The sequence below is a fragment of the Paenibacillus sp. S29 genome (genome assembly GCF_049319765.1).
Lineage (GTDB): Bacteria > Bacillota > Bacilli > Paenibacillales > Paenibacillaceae > Paenibacillus > Paenibacillus polymyxa_B.
In genome coordinates this window covers 248,381-265,488 of sequence record NZ_JBMOUI010000003.1, presented here as the reverse complement: position 1 = coordinate 265,488, position 17,108 = coordinate 248,381, and the positions used below count along the sequence as shown (strand labels likewise).

Sequence of the window (17,108 nt, the reverse complement as noted above, 5' to 3'; positions counted from 1 at the left end):
TTAACCCTACTCCCCAAAATACGACAAAAAAATAAAATACCGAGAAGTCGGTATTTTATCTAAAAGCAGTTTTAACCTGCATACGCACAATTTATGATCCGTTACTCTTCTGCCCCTCAGCCGTGAGTCCAAGCTTTTTTAACAGATGAATAGCCTGCTCTTTCTCTTCCACAGATAAGCCATCTACGGTCTCCATAATGACACGATGATGCTGCGGGAATATTTGCTCAAAGAAATGGCGTCCATCATCAGTCAATTCTGCATAAATCACACGCCGATCATCTTGTGATGCACGACGGGTAAGCAAGTTTTTTTTCTGAAGTTTATCTACCACATACGTAATATTCCCACTAGAGATTAGTACCTTTTCTCCAATCTTCTGCAAAGGCTGTGGTCCCCGATAATACAGCAGATCAAGCACACCAAATTCTGTTGTATTTAAACCATGACTATGAATGTCCCGATTCGTACGGGACGTGACCGAATTATAAGCACGAGCCAGAACAACGAACAAATTAAGCGCTAAGTCCTGATCATCTGGTTTTACAGACATATTAACAGCCTCCGTTACTCATATCTTTATTCCAAGATATCTTAATTGTGCACTTTTGTCAAGTTTAAGCGTTCACTTCCCCTGCTCCTACGGCCTATAAATGGAGGACTTACCGTCTATTATGTGAAGGTTACAGTTCATTATGTAAAAAAAGCCCGCTCTCAGTCAGTCTTAATGCACTGATCCAGAGAGCAGGACGATTATGTTGTAATCCCTAACTTCTTACGTAAAAATACGTAGGCAACACGGCCGCATAATACTCCCAGAACGTTCAATATGATGTCATCTACATCCATTGTACCTGCGCCCAGCAGCATTTGGGACACCTCAAGAATGACCAGTGCGATCACTATCGTTAACAACAGACTGCCTATACTTCGCATGGACACCCAAATGATAGGCACAAGAATACCGAAGGGAATGAATACGCCAATATTGCCGAGCAAATTAACACCCCATACCCGAAAAGGAAACGACTCCATTGCCCGCCAGTATTGCCTGATCGTATCAAACGGAACAATATTATACGAATACGGGGGGCCCGGCCGTAATGTACGACCAAAACCGAGAAACATCCAATATAATAGAAGTCCTGTATATAAAATCAATAACATCAACGCCACATGATGAAGCAGGCGGGTCCTAAACATTACTTGTTACGGACGTCGATCTGTCCATTGGCCCGTGCGATAATAACCTGGTCCGCCATATTAATGAACAGTCCGTTATCGACTACACCCGGAATTTGATTCAAGCGGATTTCCAACTCCTGCGGATTCTCAATCGTACCATAGCGACAATCAGCAATATAATTACCGTTATCCGTAAGGAAGCGCTCGCCGTCTTTCATACGCCACTCCGCCTTACAGCCTGTCTGCCGCAAAGCCTCCAACGTCCATTCACTGGCAAAGGGTACGACCTCAACGGGTAAAGGAAATGTACCCAGTACCTTCACATCCTTGGACTCATCGACAATAATAATTAATCGGTCGCTATTGCTTTCCACAATTTTCTCTCTCAGCAGGGCTCCGCCTCCACCTTTTACCAGCACCAGCTGCTCGTTCACCTCGTCTGCACCGTCGATGGTAACGTCAAGCCTTCCAATCTGATCAAACGGAATGATGGGAATTCCCAGCTCCCTGGCCTGATCCTCCGAAGCTTGGGATGTAGCTACAGCCTGTATATGTAATCCTTGCGCTACACGCTCACCAATTTTTTGAATAGCCCAAAAGGCTGTCGAGCCTGTACCAAGTCCTACTTTCATGCCGTCCTGAATCGCCTCAACTGCTTTTTCGGCCGCTTTTTGCTTCAAATTCATTATCATCTCTCCCGCTATATAGGCTAGTATTGATCATCATCCATTTTATAAGAGAACGCTTTATAATAACAGAGACAGCTTTTTACCATAACAAAGGCTGTTTTCATCGTGTTCATACTCCCCAAACCGTTCAATAGGTTCATATCCCCGCTTGGTATAGAGAGCAATCGCTTCAGGTTGAGCCGCTCCGGTCTCCAGTTTAATCCTTACAACTCCCCGTTTGCTGGCTTCCTCTTCCAAAAAAGATAATAGGCTCACCGCAATTCCTTGTCTGCGATAAGAGGAATCGACATAAAATCTTTTGAGCTCCATTTCTTCCGCATCTATAGGCCTAAGCCCTCCACAAGCCACCGGTTTTTCGTCCACATACACAACAGCGAAAACCATTTCTTTAACTTTCGGATTGGAAAAATCAACCAAGTAAATTTCGTTGGCAGGATACCTTTCCAGCAAGTCCTCATCCAGCCTTTGAATCAACTCATGCAGATCCTCGTGATGACTCTCAACCTTTAAAATCGTAAGCTTGGACATTCTTCTTATCCCTCTTCTCTTTGCATGGATATAAGGACTCATTTCGCAAACAATTCACAAAAACCGCGATAAATCAAGCATTTCCAACGTTAAATATGAAAAATGTCCCAAATTGATAAGTGCATTTGACTCTATTATAAAGTATGATGGTTTCTGTTGAATAGTTGCTTATGGACTGTAATAAATTCGAATTTCAAGTAGAAGTATAAATTGGAATATACTGAAACACAGATAGCGTTTACCTATTAAAAATTAATTTTTTATTGTGTAAGGTATTCATTTCAAGAGCTTTTCGTACGACATATATATAGGGATATCATACTTGTCTTTAAAAGGACTTAAGACCTATTACATAAAATTCAAGGGTCTATTATCTCGATTATTATGTTTGTAAGGGGGACTTGATTATCTCATTCGATAAGCGGTTCAACACCATATACAAAAATACAACCAGGGAGTGGAACATTTTGAAAAAGTGGAGTAGCTTATCATTCTTCACCAAAAACTTATTATTATCCTTCTTCAACATCGTATTGATTGGGCTAGTCCTTATTGTGTCCAGCTATTTGATCCAACGTACGATTTTGATAGACCAATTGCATGGACAAGTGGAAAAAATCACATTGAAGTGGGCTCAGGGCATTAATTCCGATGAAGTAACCCAAGCGGTTCAAGAGAAAAACTATGATGGACCCGTTCAAACCAAACTCCGCACGTACCTAGATAACATCATGGCGACCAATCCGAATATCTCTCATGCCTATATATTCGGGACGGAGCTCGAAAACGGCAATCTAACATCTATTGTGGCGATGCCAACGGATCTCAGAGAAGCATTTGAAAAAGATAAGCTGCTCGTTGGCTCTATGTACGAGCAACCCAATGTCGTGGCAGTCGGCGTAACCGGTATGCTGGACAGTGGCAAACCAACATTCACTAGCTTCTACGATGATTCTTTTGGTACATGGACGACTTTGATGACTCCGATTAAAGATTCAAGTGGCAAAATCTTTGCATATTTTGCAGTCGATGCAGATGCTGGTGCCGTACCTGCCGGCTTAACCAAGCTGCTCATTAGCGGCGCTACCATTTTAGTGATTTTCCTACTGATCTGCCTGGCGCTTCAATATTGGGTTGTGAAACGCACGCTGTCCCCGATTAAGCAACTGATGTACGGTATCAGCGAAGTAAGCAGAGGAAATCTGGATGTCCAAATTCATGCAGGTCATGATGATTTGGGGCTCGTAAATCAGAATTTCAACGATATGGTAAGTCATATTAACAGCATTATGACCAAAGTGAAGCAGACAACTGATGAAGTTAATGAATCTGCCAAGGAACTACTCGCAATCTGCGAACAAAACGGAATCAACTCCAACATCATCAATCAAAACATCAGTGAAATCACGGAGAATATCCGTTCGCAGGAAAAAGCAACAGGCGATAGTGCACGTGCCATGGCTGAAATGGCTTCGGTAATTCAAAATATTGCCACGAGTTCTTCCAATGTTGCGGAAGAAGCCAATTCGGTAGAGAAACGTTCTAACGAAGGCAATGAGATTGTAAGCAAGGTATCATCCCAAATGCACTTGATTACCGATACAGTCACCAATACTTCCCGTATCATCAAGTTGCTGGACAGTCGTTCGCAGGAAATTGGCAATATCATCAGTACCATTTCAGGCATCTCCAGTCAAACCAACCTGCTCGCTTTGAACGCTTCTATTGAAGCTGCGCGCGTTGGTGAAGAAGGTAAAGGCTTTGCCGTTGTTGCCAGTGAAGTACGTAAGCTGGCAGAACAATCTGCGGATGCAACCAAACAAATCACGTCCCTGATTGAAGAAATTCAAAGTGAAATCGGACAAGCTGTGAAGTCGATGGAGCAAGGAAACGTTGAAGTTCAAAACGGAATCGTCGTTGCCGGACAAGCAGGCGTGCTGTTCAATGATATTCTTCAAGCAACTAAAAATGTAGCATGGCAAATCCAAGAAGTTTCCAGCGCTACTGAGCAAATATCTGCGGGTACACAGGAAATGACCGCGACAGCAGACGATCTTTCTTCCACTGTAACCAAAACAGCCAATAACAGTGTTCACATTGTGCAAACGGTGGAGGAGCAAAAAGCTTCTTTGGATTCGATTATTGATTCATCCCATAAATTGACGTCCATGTCTGAAGAGCTTCAAGAAATTACATCTTATTTCAAAATTGCAGACACCAACCGTACCAAATCATAATAACCATTTATCAGATCCAACATTTATAAGTAAATCATTCGGTAATGCCTCCCTCCTGTTCATGCATTTGAAGGGATCGGAGGCATTTACTGAGTTTACCATTTATATTAAGACATCATACATTCAGGAGGTTAGCGTAATGGCTTCATTACTACAAAACAGCACACAGACAACCCCATCCCCATTCCTAGTTCCCTTGGATTGTGCACGTATACAACGCAAGCATACATCCTCTACTTATCAAGTAGAGTTAGAAGCGTCCATCTCGGAACAATTAAATCAGCAAAAAACTGCGGAAGACAAACAAACGTTGCTTTTATCAGCATATACTGCATGGGTATATCGCCTATCCGCAGAAGAAGAAGTTTCTTTTTCTACATTTGTGCCACAAACCGGTCTGCTTACAGCTTCGCTGACAGTCGAAAAGGAAACGACTTTTCATGAACTAGCAGACTTATTTCAGGAGATGCTCCGTGAGCCTAATGCATACCTAGCGGAACCACAAGCCGATACTTCATTTTCGGCAAATCTGCCTACGGACAGCGGAGCAGAATCCCGTATTATGGACTGGGCTGTTAGTGAACACAATGGCACTTATCAAATACAGATCCGATATGATCAATCACTCTTGCTGGAAACAACGGTTGTCCGATACGCAGAATACTTTGAAACTCTTTTGCGCGGCGCGCTAACCAACAGCCATGCACTTGTGAACTCCATTGATATATTATCAGATGCAGATCGAGCTGCTCACGAAGCTTTAAATAATACAGTCGTGAAATATCCTGAGCATCAAACTATTCATGGAATGTTTGAGGAGGCTGCTTCACAATACCCTGATCGTCCGGCTATTGCTTCCCACACTGGAGAGTACACGTACCGTGAGTTGAACGAACGTGCTAACCAAGTCGCACGTGTCTTGTTATCTAAAGGTCTTACCAAAGGTGAATTCGTGACTATCTTCATGGAACGAAGCTTGGAGACCGTTATTTCCCTTCTGGGTATCCTGAAAGCCGGGGGCGTGTATGTGCCTGTTGATCCCGCCCACCCCGCCGACCGGAGCAGCTACATTGTCGAAGACACGCGTTCTCCTTTTGTCTTAACAACTTCCGCACTCATGAAACAAGCGACTGAACTGTGCGGTTCCATTGAGACGGTAAAAGAAATTTTAGCAATTAACGGACCACTGGCAGGCTATGCTGCAAGCAATCCAAACGTTAATGTAAGTCCGGATGATCTAGCTTATGTCATCTATACATCCGGCTCTACAGGCAAACCGAAAGGTGCCCTGATCGCTCACCGCGGTGTCGTTAACCTAGGAGCTGTCGTGCAACGCGATTGCGACATTACACCTCAGGATGTATTGACCCAATTTGCAACCTACAGCTTCGATGCATCCGTTTGGGATACAATTGGAGCCTTGTTTTACGGTGCAAAATTGTACTTGCTGTCTGCCGAAGAACGTGTATCTGTTGAAGAATTCGCTGAAGCCATTGCACGTACAGGCACGACGATTATTACCATTTTGCCGACTGTATTCTTTAATCAGCTATCTACGTACTTGTCAGACGAAGGCTATCGCAAACTCGCTAAGGTACGGATCGTTACCGTGGCAGGCGAAGCGCTGTACGGCTCACAAGTTCGAGCGTTCCAAAGCAAATTCGGTACAGATACCGACATCGTAAACGTATACGGACCGACCGAATGCACCGTAGCGACGACGACCCATCGAGTCCGTGGTGCCGTGCCTGAGCATGTCGTCAATATTCCGATCGGCAAGCCGATTTACAATTACAAAGTGTATATCGTTAACGATGATAACAAGCTTTGCCCTGTCAATATTCCGGGTGAAGTATGCATTGCTACGCCTGCGTTGGCCCATGGCTATCTCCATCAGCCAGAACGTACAGCTCAATCGTTTGTGGACAACCCTTTTGTTCCGGGTGAAAAAATGTACCGTTCGGGTGATATCGCCAAGCTGCTGCCAGACGGTACGATTGAATACGTAAGTCGCAAGGATTCACAGCTCAAAATTCGGGGGAATCGGATTGAAATTGGAGAAATTGAAGACCATTTTTCCAAACATCCAGGTGTTCAGGACGTCGCTGTAGTAGCCGTCAAAGATCACACAGATCAGAACATGTTAGTTGGCTATTTTACCACTTCGGATGGACAATCCATTCCACAAGACGTTATTCAGTCTTATATTGGGGGCAAGCTGCCTTCTTATTTTGTACCAAGCCATGTCGTTCATCTGGAAGCCATGCCAATTTCACCAACTGGCAAGATCGATCGCAAAAAGCTGGCCCTGCGACCACTTCCCGAAGCGTCTGATCTTTCATTTGGCGGGGAACCTCTCCGAGAAGGAACCGAAACACTCATTGCCGAAGCATGGACTCAAGTGCTTGGTAAAAATAACATTGGCGCTACCGATGATTTCTTCCTGATCGGGGGCGATTCGCTTCGTGTCATTCATGTGCTGGCTATTCTAAAGCCGCGTTATGGCGCGCTGCGCATCGGAGATTTTTTCCGCTACAAAACCGTTCGCGAGCTTGCTGAATACGTGGAACAATTAGGTACGGAACAAACGCCGCAACGCAAGCCACTCGCGATTTCTCAAGAAAAAATGGACTTGAATGAGCATCCTATTGAGTTGTCTGGTGCTTCTGACTTAGCTGAAGTCCGCGACTTGCACGTGATTTTGTTAACCGGTGCTACAGGCTATCTGGGCTCGCACATTCTGTATGACCTACTTCAACGGACAGAAGCCAAAGTATACGCGATGGTACGCCCTTCTCAGGACGGTCCATCCGGTATCGAGCGTATTCAGTCCGTATTGACGGGATATTTTGGACAAGATATCTCCAGCTTGATTGAAGGACGGGTAAAAGCTGTCTATGGGGATCTGGAGCAAGCTGATCTGGGTCTCTCTTCCGTCGACCGCCATATGCTGGAGCACCAAATCGACGGCATCATTCACAGCGCCGCTGACGTTCGCCATTTTGGTGATTCGGCAGCCTTCGATCGCACGAATGTAACCGGAACACTGGAACTGCTGAAAATCGCTCAAGCCAAGCCAGGAGTATCCTTCCATCATGTCTCTACTATGGGAATACCGGAGGATCTTGCTAACGAAGGAAAATGGGAGTCGGCATTGGAGCTTTCTTCCTTCCCAGAAGAACTGAACGTGGACAACCTGTACACGAACAGTAAACTCGCGGCGGAGAAACTGTTGTTCCAAGCAGCTCAAACGGGTACGCCTGTCTCGATCTATCGCGCAGGCAATTTGACAGCCCATTCGGCCAACGGACGCTTCCAGCGAAATATCGACAGCAATGCTTATTATCGTATGATGAAAGCGATGCTGGTGCTGGGCAAAGCGCCACAAGCCGATTGGCATACGGACTTCACACCGATTGATTACGCCAGCCGTGCTATCGTAGAGCTGTCCGTTCATCAAAAAAGCGCAAACCGCATTTTCCATATCTGCAATCCGAACCCACTGCCATATGATGAACTGATCGCTATGGTAAACCAACTCGGTTACGCAGTAGAAACCCTGCCTTTTGACGATTACAGCGCTTGGCTGCTGAATCCGTCTTCCGGCATTCAGGAGGATGCCCTTCACCTTGCTATGGGACAACTGGAAGGTGACGGAGCCAAGGATTCAGCTTACCGTTACGGATGCTCTGTAACCGCAGCTCTGCTGGAACAAGCTGGCGTTCAATGCCCGGCAACCGACCTGAACTTTATTCGGAATATGATCCAGCATGCCGTCGAGATTGGTTACTTCCCGACCTCTTCAACGGTATCTGTAAAAGCAACACAGAGGTAACAAAGTTGTGATATTTCCCCCGCATGTTTTCGGTATGATAGACTAGATTTTGCTAGTTTCATATTTAGTATAAACCTCTATACTTTCAGAATTTTTTTGCATGCGGGGGATGTCATTCAATGAAACACACTTTTTTTAAAAGAACGTTGCTAATCATAAGTTTGTTCGCTATTTTAGGGATTTTGGTGTATGAAGCACGTAGCATATACCACACACCTACAGTTAAAGGGACTCATCGTACACGTACAGCTCATGCAGATCGACTGGTACGTCATTTATTCTCACTGACGCCTACACCAGATAAAGTATATTACCAAAACAAAGTAATTGTCCTGATGTATCATGAGGTGACCAAGACTCCACCTGATCCCGGCGCTCTCAAGCTTAGTAATTTAACGAGGCAGTTGGACGAAATGAAAGCTAACGGCTTCCACTGGATCACGATGAAAGAGTATACGGACTTTATTTTACATAAAGCCAAGGTTCCTGATAATGCAGTACTTATGACATTCGACGACGGCTATGAGTCCTTTTATACGGACACTTTTCCTGTGTTGAAAAAGTACCAGGTACCGGCAACCAATTTTCTCATCACGTCCACGATCAGCAATCCCAAACATATTGGAATTCCTAAGCTGACATGGGATCAAATTCATCAGATGCATGCCGAGGGTATTGATTTTTACAACCATACCAATGACCAGCATGCTTACGGATACTCCAACACAGCGCGCACCCAACAAAAGCCACTTCTGATGGGTCCGGTGTATTCGAAAAAGCTGGGGCGAATGGAAACCGAGAATGAGTTCAAACAGCGGGTTTATACCGACTTGGGCATGGCTGACAAGAAGCTGTTCAAGCATATACACAATGATCAGAATGTACTTGCCTTCCCTTATGGTGGGTATACCAAGGAGACGCTGGAAATTTGCCGTTCCTTGGGAATTGACGTTACGTTCACGGTGAAACGGGGGATTAACTCGCCAGGGCAAACGAACGGCTATCGCGTCAATGCAGGTGGAATACACAATATTCCAGAAGTATTGGTGCAATACATGAAGGAAGGCGCTCCCCTTCGCCCACTTCCTTTTGCCCAAGGTCCCAACAAGGTATCCTAAACATTGGCTAGCTTAATAAAGGAAAACGAAAGAACCTTTAAAACCATTTATGTCGTGGTTTTAAAGGTTCTTTTGCTGTATGAGATGTAGATTAGGGCCAGATACGAATTGCAGCGATAACAGCCAGATGTACCGGGTAAAAGCTACGCCACAACCAGCGCGGTACCCTATTATAAAATCCGCTTTCTCCAGTTGCAAAACATACGATCAGAATGCTGGACAGCAGACTAAAGTGTTGGAGATTCGCGTGATGCACCATATCATACACTACGTTCAAAACAAAATGGGATGCAATCATCATATATGAACGGGTGTATCGATAAATGAGAACCAACAGCAGTCCATAGGCTCCGTAATCCATCTGGCTGAGCTCCATAACCAGAGCTGAAAGGACGTACAGACCCGTTACAGCTGTCCAATGCTTCAAGCGGGATGCAGCAGCCAGCGTGAGCAACGAGGCCAATAGCGTCCAGATTACGTTCGGTCTAAGCACATCAAATGCCAGCATATAGGGCACCTGAGAAATCAGAGCCAGTCCGAGTAGACGGAGCATGTAGCTCCGTATGTCTCGGGTATGAGTATATCCCAAATACAGCGCGTACGCGTAGATTGGAAAAGCAAGCCTGCCGGCAATTCTCCAAGCCGGATCCGTCGGAAAAAACACAAGTCCGACATGGTCAATCAGCATCGTCAGCATGGCCAACCAGTACATACAAGGCCCCCTTATTCAATGTTTTACGTTTTTTCTTCTGTCAAGCTCAGAATGGCGTTCATGATATCCGTTTTCGTAACCCGTCCTACCAACCCCCGAATTGGAGTTGAGGAGCTATATTGCTCGTCCAAAACGGGAAGACAATTGACCTGATGCCGAATCAGTCTCGATATCGCTTCCAGTAAAGTGTCTTCTGGAGCAAGCGTCATCATTTGGGCCCGGCGCGTCATTGCCATGGTCACCGGGACGGTGTGAAGATCGGTATGCCCCAGCATGACCTTCAGCAAATCCTTGCGGGTAACAATCCCAATGAACTCCTGCTCCTCCCCTGTGACCATCAGCGTGCCTGTATTTTGCTGAAACAACATCAGCACTGCATCATAGGCGGTCGTGTCACCGGAAATCAATATCGGATCGCTAAGTATATCTGCCACAGTCAGCTTTTTGAGCATGTTGCCGATATGACTATCATATTTGGGGTAACGTCCTGGCAGGTAGCCAACCTTCGGCTTGGCATCCACCAGCCCGAGCATAACGAGCAGAGCAAGGTCAGAACGGAGAGTCGGACGCGTCAGTCCCAGTGTTTCAGCAATTTTATCCCCCGTAATAGGTGCCAGACGCCGGACAATTTCAACAATTTCCCGCTGTCTTTCAGACAGTTGAATAGTGATTACCTCCTTATGGAGTGGGGTAGTATACATTATAGACGAGCATAGATCGGTAAATTTCAGCTTCTTCCGACAATTCATCAAATTTTAATCATACACAGCTTGTTTTCGAATTTAAAATGTGTCACAATTAAGAATGTAATACATACTAATTATAAGTTTAACGTGTGCAATATGCTACATTTAAATGAACTATTGTACATCGCATGTGATATGTATTATGTATTATATAAACCTGAGGAGGAAATCAAATGAAATTTTTCTTGGATACTGGTAACATTGAAGAAATCAAACGTATTGAACGTTTGGGTCTGGTTGATGGTGTAACAACGAACCCTTCACTGATCGCTAAAGAAGGTCGAGTGTTCAAGGAAGTCATTCAGGAGATTTGCAGTATCGTTGAAGGTCCCGTAAGTGCTGAGGTTATTGGTCTGAAGGCTGAAGAAATGCTCAAAGAAGCTTATGATATCGCCAAGTGGGCACCGAACGTGGTTATCAAGCTTCCGATGACCGAAGACGGCTTGTACGCTTGTAACGAGCTGACCAAGAACGGAATCAAAACGAATGTAACACTGATTTTCTCCGCGGCTCAAGGTTTGATGGCAGCCAAAGCTGGCGCTACTTTTATCAGTCCATTCGTAGGACGTCTGGATGATATTGCTGTTGATGGTATGAAGCTGATTCGTGAGCTGAGACAAATTTTGGACATTCATGGTCTGAAATCCGAAATCATCGCCGCATCCATCCGTAATATTAAGCATGTAGAAGATGCTGCTCTGTCTGGTGCACATATTGCCACCATTCCAGGTTCCTTGCTCCCTTCTCTGTGGAAACACCCGCTGACAGACAGCGGTATCGAACGCTTCCTGAAGGACTGGGAAACTGTACCAAAAGCTTAATTCGCCAGTCATGGCAAACGATACTATATCAACCCAAACAGCCCGTATTTTACGGGCTGTTTTTTATTTTGGCTTTAGTGATGGCAGAACCCAAAACACTGAACAACTTTTTTTGACAAAATAACTTGTTGTTCATATAATTGTTATAACAACTAATTAATTTCAAAGTAATTTATGTACGGGAAACAGAAAGGAGTATCTATGAATAACTTGCCTCCCGATTGTTCCATTGGGATGTTGCTCGGGATTACTCACCGCAAAATGAGTCAGCAGCTCTTGCAGCGCCTCAAACCTTATGATATTTCCCCAGAGCAATGGTCGGTTCTGTACCAAATCTATCAGGCTGAGGGTTTAAATCAGAAAGAAATTGCAGCTAAGGCCGTGAAGGACCAGCCTACCACGACTCGAATTATTGATTTGTTGGACAAGAAGGGCTGGGTACGGCGTGTCAGTAGCCCACAGGATCGTCGGGCCTATCTGCTTCATTTGACTGAAGCAGGCCGACAGCTTGTGGAGGAGACTCTTCCTGTCGAACGTGATGCCAATCACGATTTTGTAAAAGGAATTTCCTCGGCCGATCTGAAGCAATTCCGCCGGACTCTTTTACAAATTCACGCCAACATGACTGAATCAGAAAAACAAGGAGAGAACGATTAATATGCAACAAGGCAAGCAACCTCTTTGGACCAAGGAATTTATCGTTCTTACGGTTTCCAATCTATTTTTATTTCTGGAATTACAAATGATCGTTTCTTCTATCCCTTCCTATGTGAAAAATGCATTCCACGCCAGTTCCGTTCAGGTCAGTCTCGTTACAACCTTATTCGCTTTAAGTGCGATTGCAGCACGACTCTTTTCAGCCCGTATGCTGGAAAAAGGACATCGCAGCACCCTGATCTTCATCGGACTGCTGTTTGCATTAGCAGGAACACTGGGATACAGCGTTTCACCGACGATTACAGTGCTCCTGCTCATGCGGATGTTGTTTGGAATCGGCTTCGGTATGAGTAGTACGGCCTTTCCAACGATGGCCTCTGACGTCATCCCGCCCAAACGTCTCGGTGAAGGAATGGGTTTTTTTGGTCTTTCCACCAGTTTAGCAATGTCAATTGGGCCAACCATCGGCATTTCGATGCTGCAATACGGGAGTTTCAACCTGCTTGCCTATACGACAGCAGCTGTAATTGTTGTGATATTCCCGTTGGCTTACTGGCTGATTCGTACACTACCTAAGGGGCACATCGAACCACCTATGGTTCCTTTGGAAGAAGGGCGAAAACCGGCATTTAACCGTAAATTGTGGATTCCCGCCTTGTTGAACATGCTGATGTCTATCACATATGGTGGGTTACTCGGCTTTATGGCGCTTTACGGGGATGAAGCAAATCTGGCGCATCCTGCCTACTTTTTCCTGTTTAATGCGGTATCCGTGCTGATCGTGCGTCCCTTCTCAGGCCGTATTTATGACAAAAAGGGGGCAAAAGCACTGCTCATCCCCGGCTCCCTGTTTTTAATTGGCGGTCTGATCCTGCTTTCCTATGCGCACAGTGATGTCTTCATGTATATGTCTGCTCTTTGCTACGGTATCGGGTTTGGTGTTATGCAGCCGACCCTGCAAACCTGGATGATTCAGGTCGTGTCTCCTAAACAGAGGGGTATGGCAAACGGAATGTTTCTCAATTCCCTCGATTTTGGGGTTGCAGCCGGAGCGCTTATACTTGGTATTATCGCCAAAGCAAGTGATTATGCGTGGATGTACCGTCTCTCCTCGCTGTTTATTGTACTGTTCTTGCTGATCTATGTCATACAAATCGTAGCAAGCCGTAAGCCTAAGACGCATGTCCCTCTAGAAGGGTAAGACTATGATTTACAAATGAATATTAGTTTATACTTGCTCAGTTTTCAAAAACACCCGTTGCCATAATTTCATGGACAACGGGTGTTATTTCTTATTTCACAGGGGCTTTACGTCTTAGCTTGGGAGAAAGAGGCTTTTCTCGGGACACATCTGTTAGCCCCTTATCCACATTCATAGGGTCAGTGGATTTGTCATCTGTGGGTTCATCCTGCTTGGGTCTGACCGCAAATAGCATCAGCATAGCTGCAATGCCTCCCACTGCGGCCATCACGCCAAAAAGCAGACCATGTCCACTGCGACCCAGCAGCAATGAAACAATCGGAGGGCCTAACGATACCCCGACAAAGCGCATGCTGCTATACAACGAAGTAATGGTTCCGCGCTCCTCTTTTTCAATTCCCTTCGTAATGAGGGAATCCAAACAAGGCAGTGCCAGCCCAATCCCGCCGCCCCCTAACGTAAACAATCCGATCACCGCATAAATATTTTGGAAAAATCCGAGAATGGCAAAGCTGATCGTCAATACGGCCAAACCACTGAAACCGATCCACTTCATGCGCTTTTTGTGCTTGCCGATGATCTTGCCTCCTACATAAGAGCACAGACAGAGGGAAATCAGCGGAATGGCTAACACAAAACCTTTCCACACTCCATGGAGGTTGTAACGACTTTCCAGTATGTCAGATAAGTAAAACAGGACGCCAAAAATGACAAACATACAAATACCGCCCATTGCAAAAATAGCATAGAGCCAGCGTCCTTTTTCGGCAAGCACTTGCTTCACATTTCCCACAAATTCTCGAAACATAATCGGTTGGTTCTTACGCTTGGGCACATGAATCAGCCAAAGCACTAAAATGAGCGAAATCAGACAGAGGCCCGGAATCACCGCCAATGGCAAAAACCATAGAACAGCTCCCAACGCAGCACCGAGTATCGGACTTAGCACTTTACCAAATGTGTTGTAGGTCTCAACTACCCCTAGGTTTTTGCTGGCCTCATCCTCATTTTCGTACAGATCGCCCACAAGCGGAATGACTATAGGAAAAGCCCCTGCCGCTCCCGCACCCTGGAGTAGACGGCCTGCAATAATGGTCCAGTAAGCTGCCAAATCGTGAAGCAGCCATGCCCCCACCGCAGAAATCCCCCCTCCAATCACAGTCAGAATCAGACAGGGAACAATCACCGCCTTACGGCCAAATCGGTCGGAAAGATAGCCCGCAATCGGTATCAGTAAAATGGCCACCACCGCATATACTGTAATCAACATACTAATCCGAAAAGAGCTTACATGTAGCTTACGTCCGATTTCCGGTAAAACTGGAATCAGCATGGAATTACCCAGCGTCATCATCAGCGGGATGGAACCTAACGCAAGCAGATTCCCTTTATTTTGTTGCATCCCGTTACCACCTTTGCAAAAGTAATAACACAGCTGTTCTGATTCGTTCAACAGATGTTATTGTGTTTACATTGGTGGGAATTTATGCGGCTACACTTTAAATCCACCGACCCTTGCATTCAGAAGTTGCGACATATCCGCCAGTGTATGAATGGAAGACGCAATTTCCTCCATGGAAGCCAGTTGCTCTTCAGCCGCCGCACTGACACTCTGGGTTCCCCCTGCCGACTGCTCTGCTACTTCACGAATACGTTCTACTGCTTCCACCATTCGCTCGGATCCACCGGACATTTGTTCTACGGACCGATTTACACTGTGAATCTGTTCGCTGACCTGTTGAATGGAACTCCCAATCTGACGAAATGCGGTTTCTGCGGATTGCATGACCTTTACGCCAGACTGCACTTCAACCGTGCCTGTCTGCATACTGGAAGCGACATTTCCAACATGCTCCTGAATATTTTGCACAAATTGTGTAATTTCTGCTGCTGAAACGGATACCTGCTCGGCCAATCTTCTTACCTCCGAGGCTACAACAGCAAATCCTTTCCCCTGCTCTCCGGCTCTTGCCGCTTCAATCGACGCGTTGAGCGCTAGCATTCCTGTCTGTTTGGCTATTCCGGTAATGACAGCTCCAATCATGCCAATCTGTTCGGCCTGTTCACTAAGTGAACGCACAGCACGTGCAGAGCTGTCTACACTTTCGCTTACCTTTTCCATCTGACGCATAGCCTGACCTATAGATTGTTCTCCTGCTTCTGCATCTTTAGCGGCTGTATCAGATAACTCGTACACCTGCTGGCTCGTAGCTGCAATATGCTCCAGTTCGTGGGCTAGCTCTTTCACGGTATCTGTAGTTTGTGTAATATCATCGACCTGATGCTCCATACCAGCCGCTAGCTCTTCCATTACACCGGAAGTATGACGATTGGCCTGATTCATTTCCTCCGTACTTACGCTAACCCGCTCTGCGGTCACGGTTAATGTACGCGCCGTATCCTGCGCATCCACTATAATACTGCGGAATCCCTCAATAAGCTTGTTGTAGGAGCTTGCAATCATACCGATTTCGTCTTTGGACGTAATATCAAGTCGGCTACGCAAATCTCCCCCACCTTCAGACATTTCCAACAGCTGCTCATTCATATGGTGTAATGGACGAATGGAACGAATCAGCACGATGGATTGAAAAATACTGTAAATGATAACTAGAAGTCCTACAACACTCGTAATCAAGGATGTATTCGTCATCGTTTGGTGCGCTTGCTGTACTTTCACCGTCACCATATCTTCTTGAGCTTTGACAAAGGCTACTACCTTGGTATCCAGTTGCTTGCGCAACACCCGTTCGTTTTCAAAATCATCGAGCAAATCAGAAAATGGCGGGAAAGCATCATCTCTTGTACTCTGATACCCCGCTGTAGTCAGTAAACGATGAACTTGATTCATATAGGTATTAATTCCCGTCTTGAGATCAGTCATCTTTTTCTTAGAATCCTCATTACCTGCACTAAGCAGAGCTTCTGTCTCCTGTAGCAACTTTGCAACTTCACTCTGCTTGTTTCCGATCTCTCGCCCGTACTGTTCGTCACGAGTTAGCAAATATGCCCGCTCATCATTAGATATGCCGTTTAACAAAAATTGAAGAGACTTCGAGTTATACGCAATAGCCTCTTCACGATTCATAATATCCTTGTACTCATTCTCACTATGTACGCTTAAAATGTAATTGGTCAGCAGCATGGCTGCAATCACACTCGGGATCAGTATCGCGCTAAGAATCATTTTGGCCTTAATGGTTAAATTCATGAATCGGTCCCCCAGTTATTTCTGAATAAAATGTCCAACTTACTATATATCGTTTTATTTGACTGTTTTTTTGAATGAAACAGAAAAAGTGTATAGATTTTTAAATATATTTGTGTCTATTCAGTGAACATATATATCTTTTTTAATATCAAAAAACAAATAAATTCA

14 protein-coding genes are annotated in these 17,108 nt (G+C 45.2%); 6 read left to right on the top strand and 8 right to left on the bottom strand.

Annotated features, from left to right (window positions below; all coding sequences use genetic code 11):
* Positions 1-91 precede the first annotated feature (91 nt).
* From ACL9RM_RS06670 to ACL9RM_RS06655, 4 genes are all read right to left on the bottom strand, one after another.
* Positions 92-553, bottom strand: coding sequence for a MarR family winged helix-turn-helix transcriptional regulator (locus tag ACL9RM_RS06670; protein ID WP_013309820.1), 462 nt, complete (start codon positions 551-553; stop codon positions 92-94).
* A gap of 200 nt (positions 554-753) precedes the next feature.
* The gene (locus ACL9RM_RS06665) at positions 754-1,203 is read right to left on the bottom strand and encodes a VanZ family protein (protein ID WP_061831320.1); all 450 of its coding nucleotides are present in this window, start codon (positions 1,201-1,203) and stop codon (positions 754-756) included.
* Positions 1,203-1,871, bottom strand: a complete 669-nt coding sequence (rpiA, locus tag ACL9RM_RS06660) for a ribose-5-phosphate isomerase RpiA (RefSeq protein ID WP_061831319.1) — start codon at positions 1,869-1,871, stop codon at positions 1,203-1,205. The genes ACL9RM_RS06665 and rpiA overlap by 1 nt, the downstream gene beginning before the upstream one ends.
* 60 nt (positions 1,872-1,931) lie before the next feature.
* Positions 1,932-2,402: a GNAT family N-acetyltransferase gene (locus tag ACL9RM_RS06655; RefSeq protein WP_250261749.1), complete on the bottom strand. Its 471-nt coding sequence runs from the start codon at positions 2,400-2,402 to the stop codon at positions 1,932-1,934.
* Between the two features lie 467 nt (positions 2,403-2,869).
* On the opposite strand from ACL9RM_RS06655, the gene ACL9RM_RS06650 reads away from it, so the two are divergent.
* From ACL9RM_RS06650 to ACL9RM_RS06640, 3 genes are all read left to right on the top strand, one after another.
* Positions 2,870-4,639: a methyl-accepting chemotaxis protein gene (locus ACL9RM_RS06650; protein ID WP_061831317.1), complete on the top strand. Its 1,770-nt coding sequence runs from the start codon at positions 2,870-2,872 to the stop codon at positions 4,637-4,639.
* A gap of 139 nt (positions 4,640-4,778) precedes the next feature.
* Positions 4,779-8,474 (top strand): non-ribosomal peptide synthetase, encoded by a 3,696-nt coding sequence (locus tag ACL9RM_RS06645; RefSeq protein ID WP_250268059.1) that lies wholly within the window; start codon positions 4,779-4,781, stop codon positions 8,472-8,474.
* A gap of 119 nt (positions 8,475-8,593) precedes the next feature.
* Positions 8,594-9,592: a polysaccharide deacetylase family protein gene (locus ACL9RM_RS06640; protein WP_250268058.1), complete on the top strand. Its 999-nt coding sequence runs from the start codon at positions 8,594-8,596 to the stop codon at positions 9,590-9,592.
* Between the two features lie 91 nt (positions 9,593-9,683).
* Here the strand turns inward: ACL9RM_RS06640 and ACL9RM_RS06635 are convergent, their stop codons facing one another.
* Entirely contained in the window at positions 9,684-10,304 is a 621-nt protein-coding gene (locus ACL9RM_RS06635) for a TraX family protein (RefSeq protein WP_250268057.1), read from the bottom strand.
* 23 nt (positions 10,305-10,327) lie between these two features.
* Positions 10,328-11,005, bottom strand: coding sequence for a CBS domain-containing protein (locus tag ACL9RM_RS06630; RefSeq protein ID WP_250268056.1), 678 nt, complete (start codon positions 11,003-11,005; stop codon positions 10,328-10,330).
* 218 nt (positions 11,006-11,223) lie between these two features.
* Here ACL9RM_RS06630 and fsa point away from each other — a divergent pair, with 218 nt between their 5' ends.
* The 3 genes from fsa to ACL9RM_RS06615 all read left to right on the top strand — a co-directional run bounded on the left by fsa (position 11,224) and on the right by ACL9RM_RS06615 (position 13,729).
* Positions 11,224-11,871 (top strand): fructose-6-phosphate aldolase, encoded by a 648-nt coding sequence (gene fsa / locus ACL9RM_RS06625; protein WP_250268055.1) that lies wholly within the window; start codon positions 11,224-11,226, stop codon positions 11,869-11,871.
* 201 nt (positions 11,872-12,072) lie between these two features.
* A complete protein-coding gene (locus ACL9RM_RS06620) occupies positions 12,073-12,528 on the top strand; it encodes a MarR family winged helix-turn-helix transcriptional regulator (RefSeq protein ID WP_250268054.1) in 456 nt (151 codons plus the stop codon).
* A gap of 1 nt (position 12,529) precedes the next feature.
* On the top strand, positions 12,530-13,729 hold the full coding sequence (locus ACL9RM_RS06615; RefSeq protein ID WP_061831311.1) for an MFS transporter: 1,200 nt from the start codon (positions 12,530-12,532) through the stop codon (positions 13,727-13,729).
* A 91-nt stretch (positions 13,730-13,820) separates the two neighbouring features.
* On the opposite strand, the gene ACL9RM_RS06610 is transcribed toward ACL9RM_RS06615, so the two are convergent.
* Positions 13,821-15,131, bottom strand: coding sequence for an MFS transporter (locus tag ACL9RM_RS06610; protein WP_250268053.1), 1,311 nt, complete (start codon positions 15,129-15,131; stop codon positions 13,821-13,823).
* 90 nt (positions 15,132-15,221) lie between these two features.
* Entirely contained in the window at positions 15,222-16,940 is a 1,719-nt protein-coding gene (locus ACL9RM_RS06605) for a methyl-accepting chemotaxis protein (protein ID WP_069291672.1), read from the bottom strand.
* Positions 16,941-17,108: the final 168 nt, after the last annotated feature.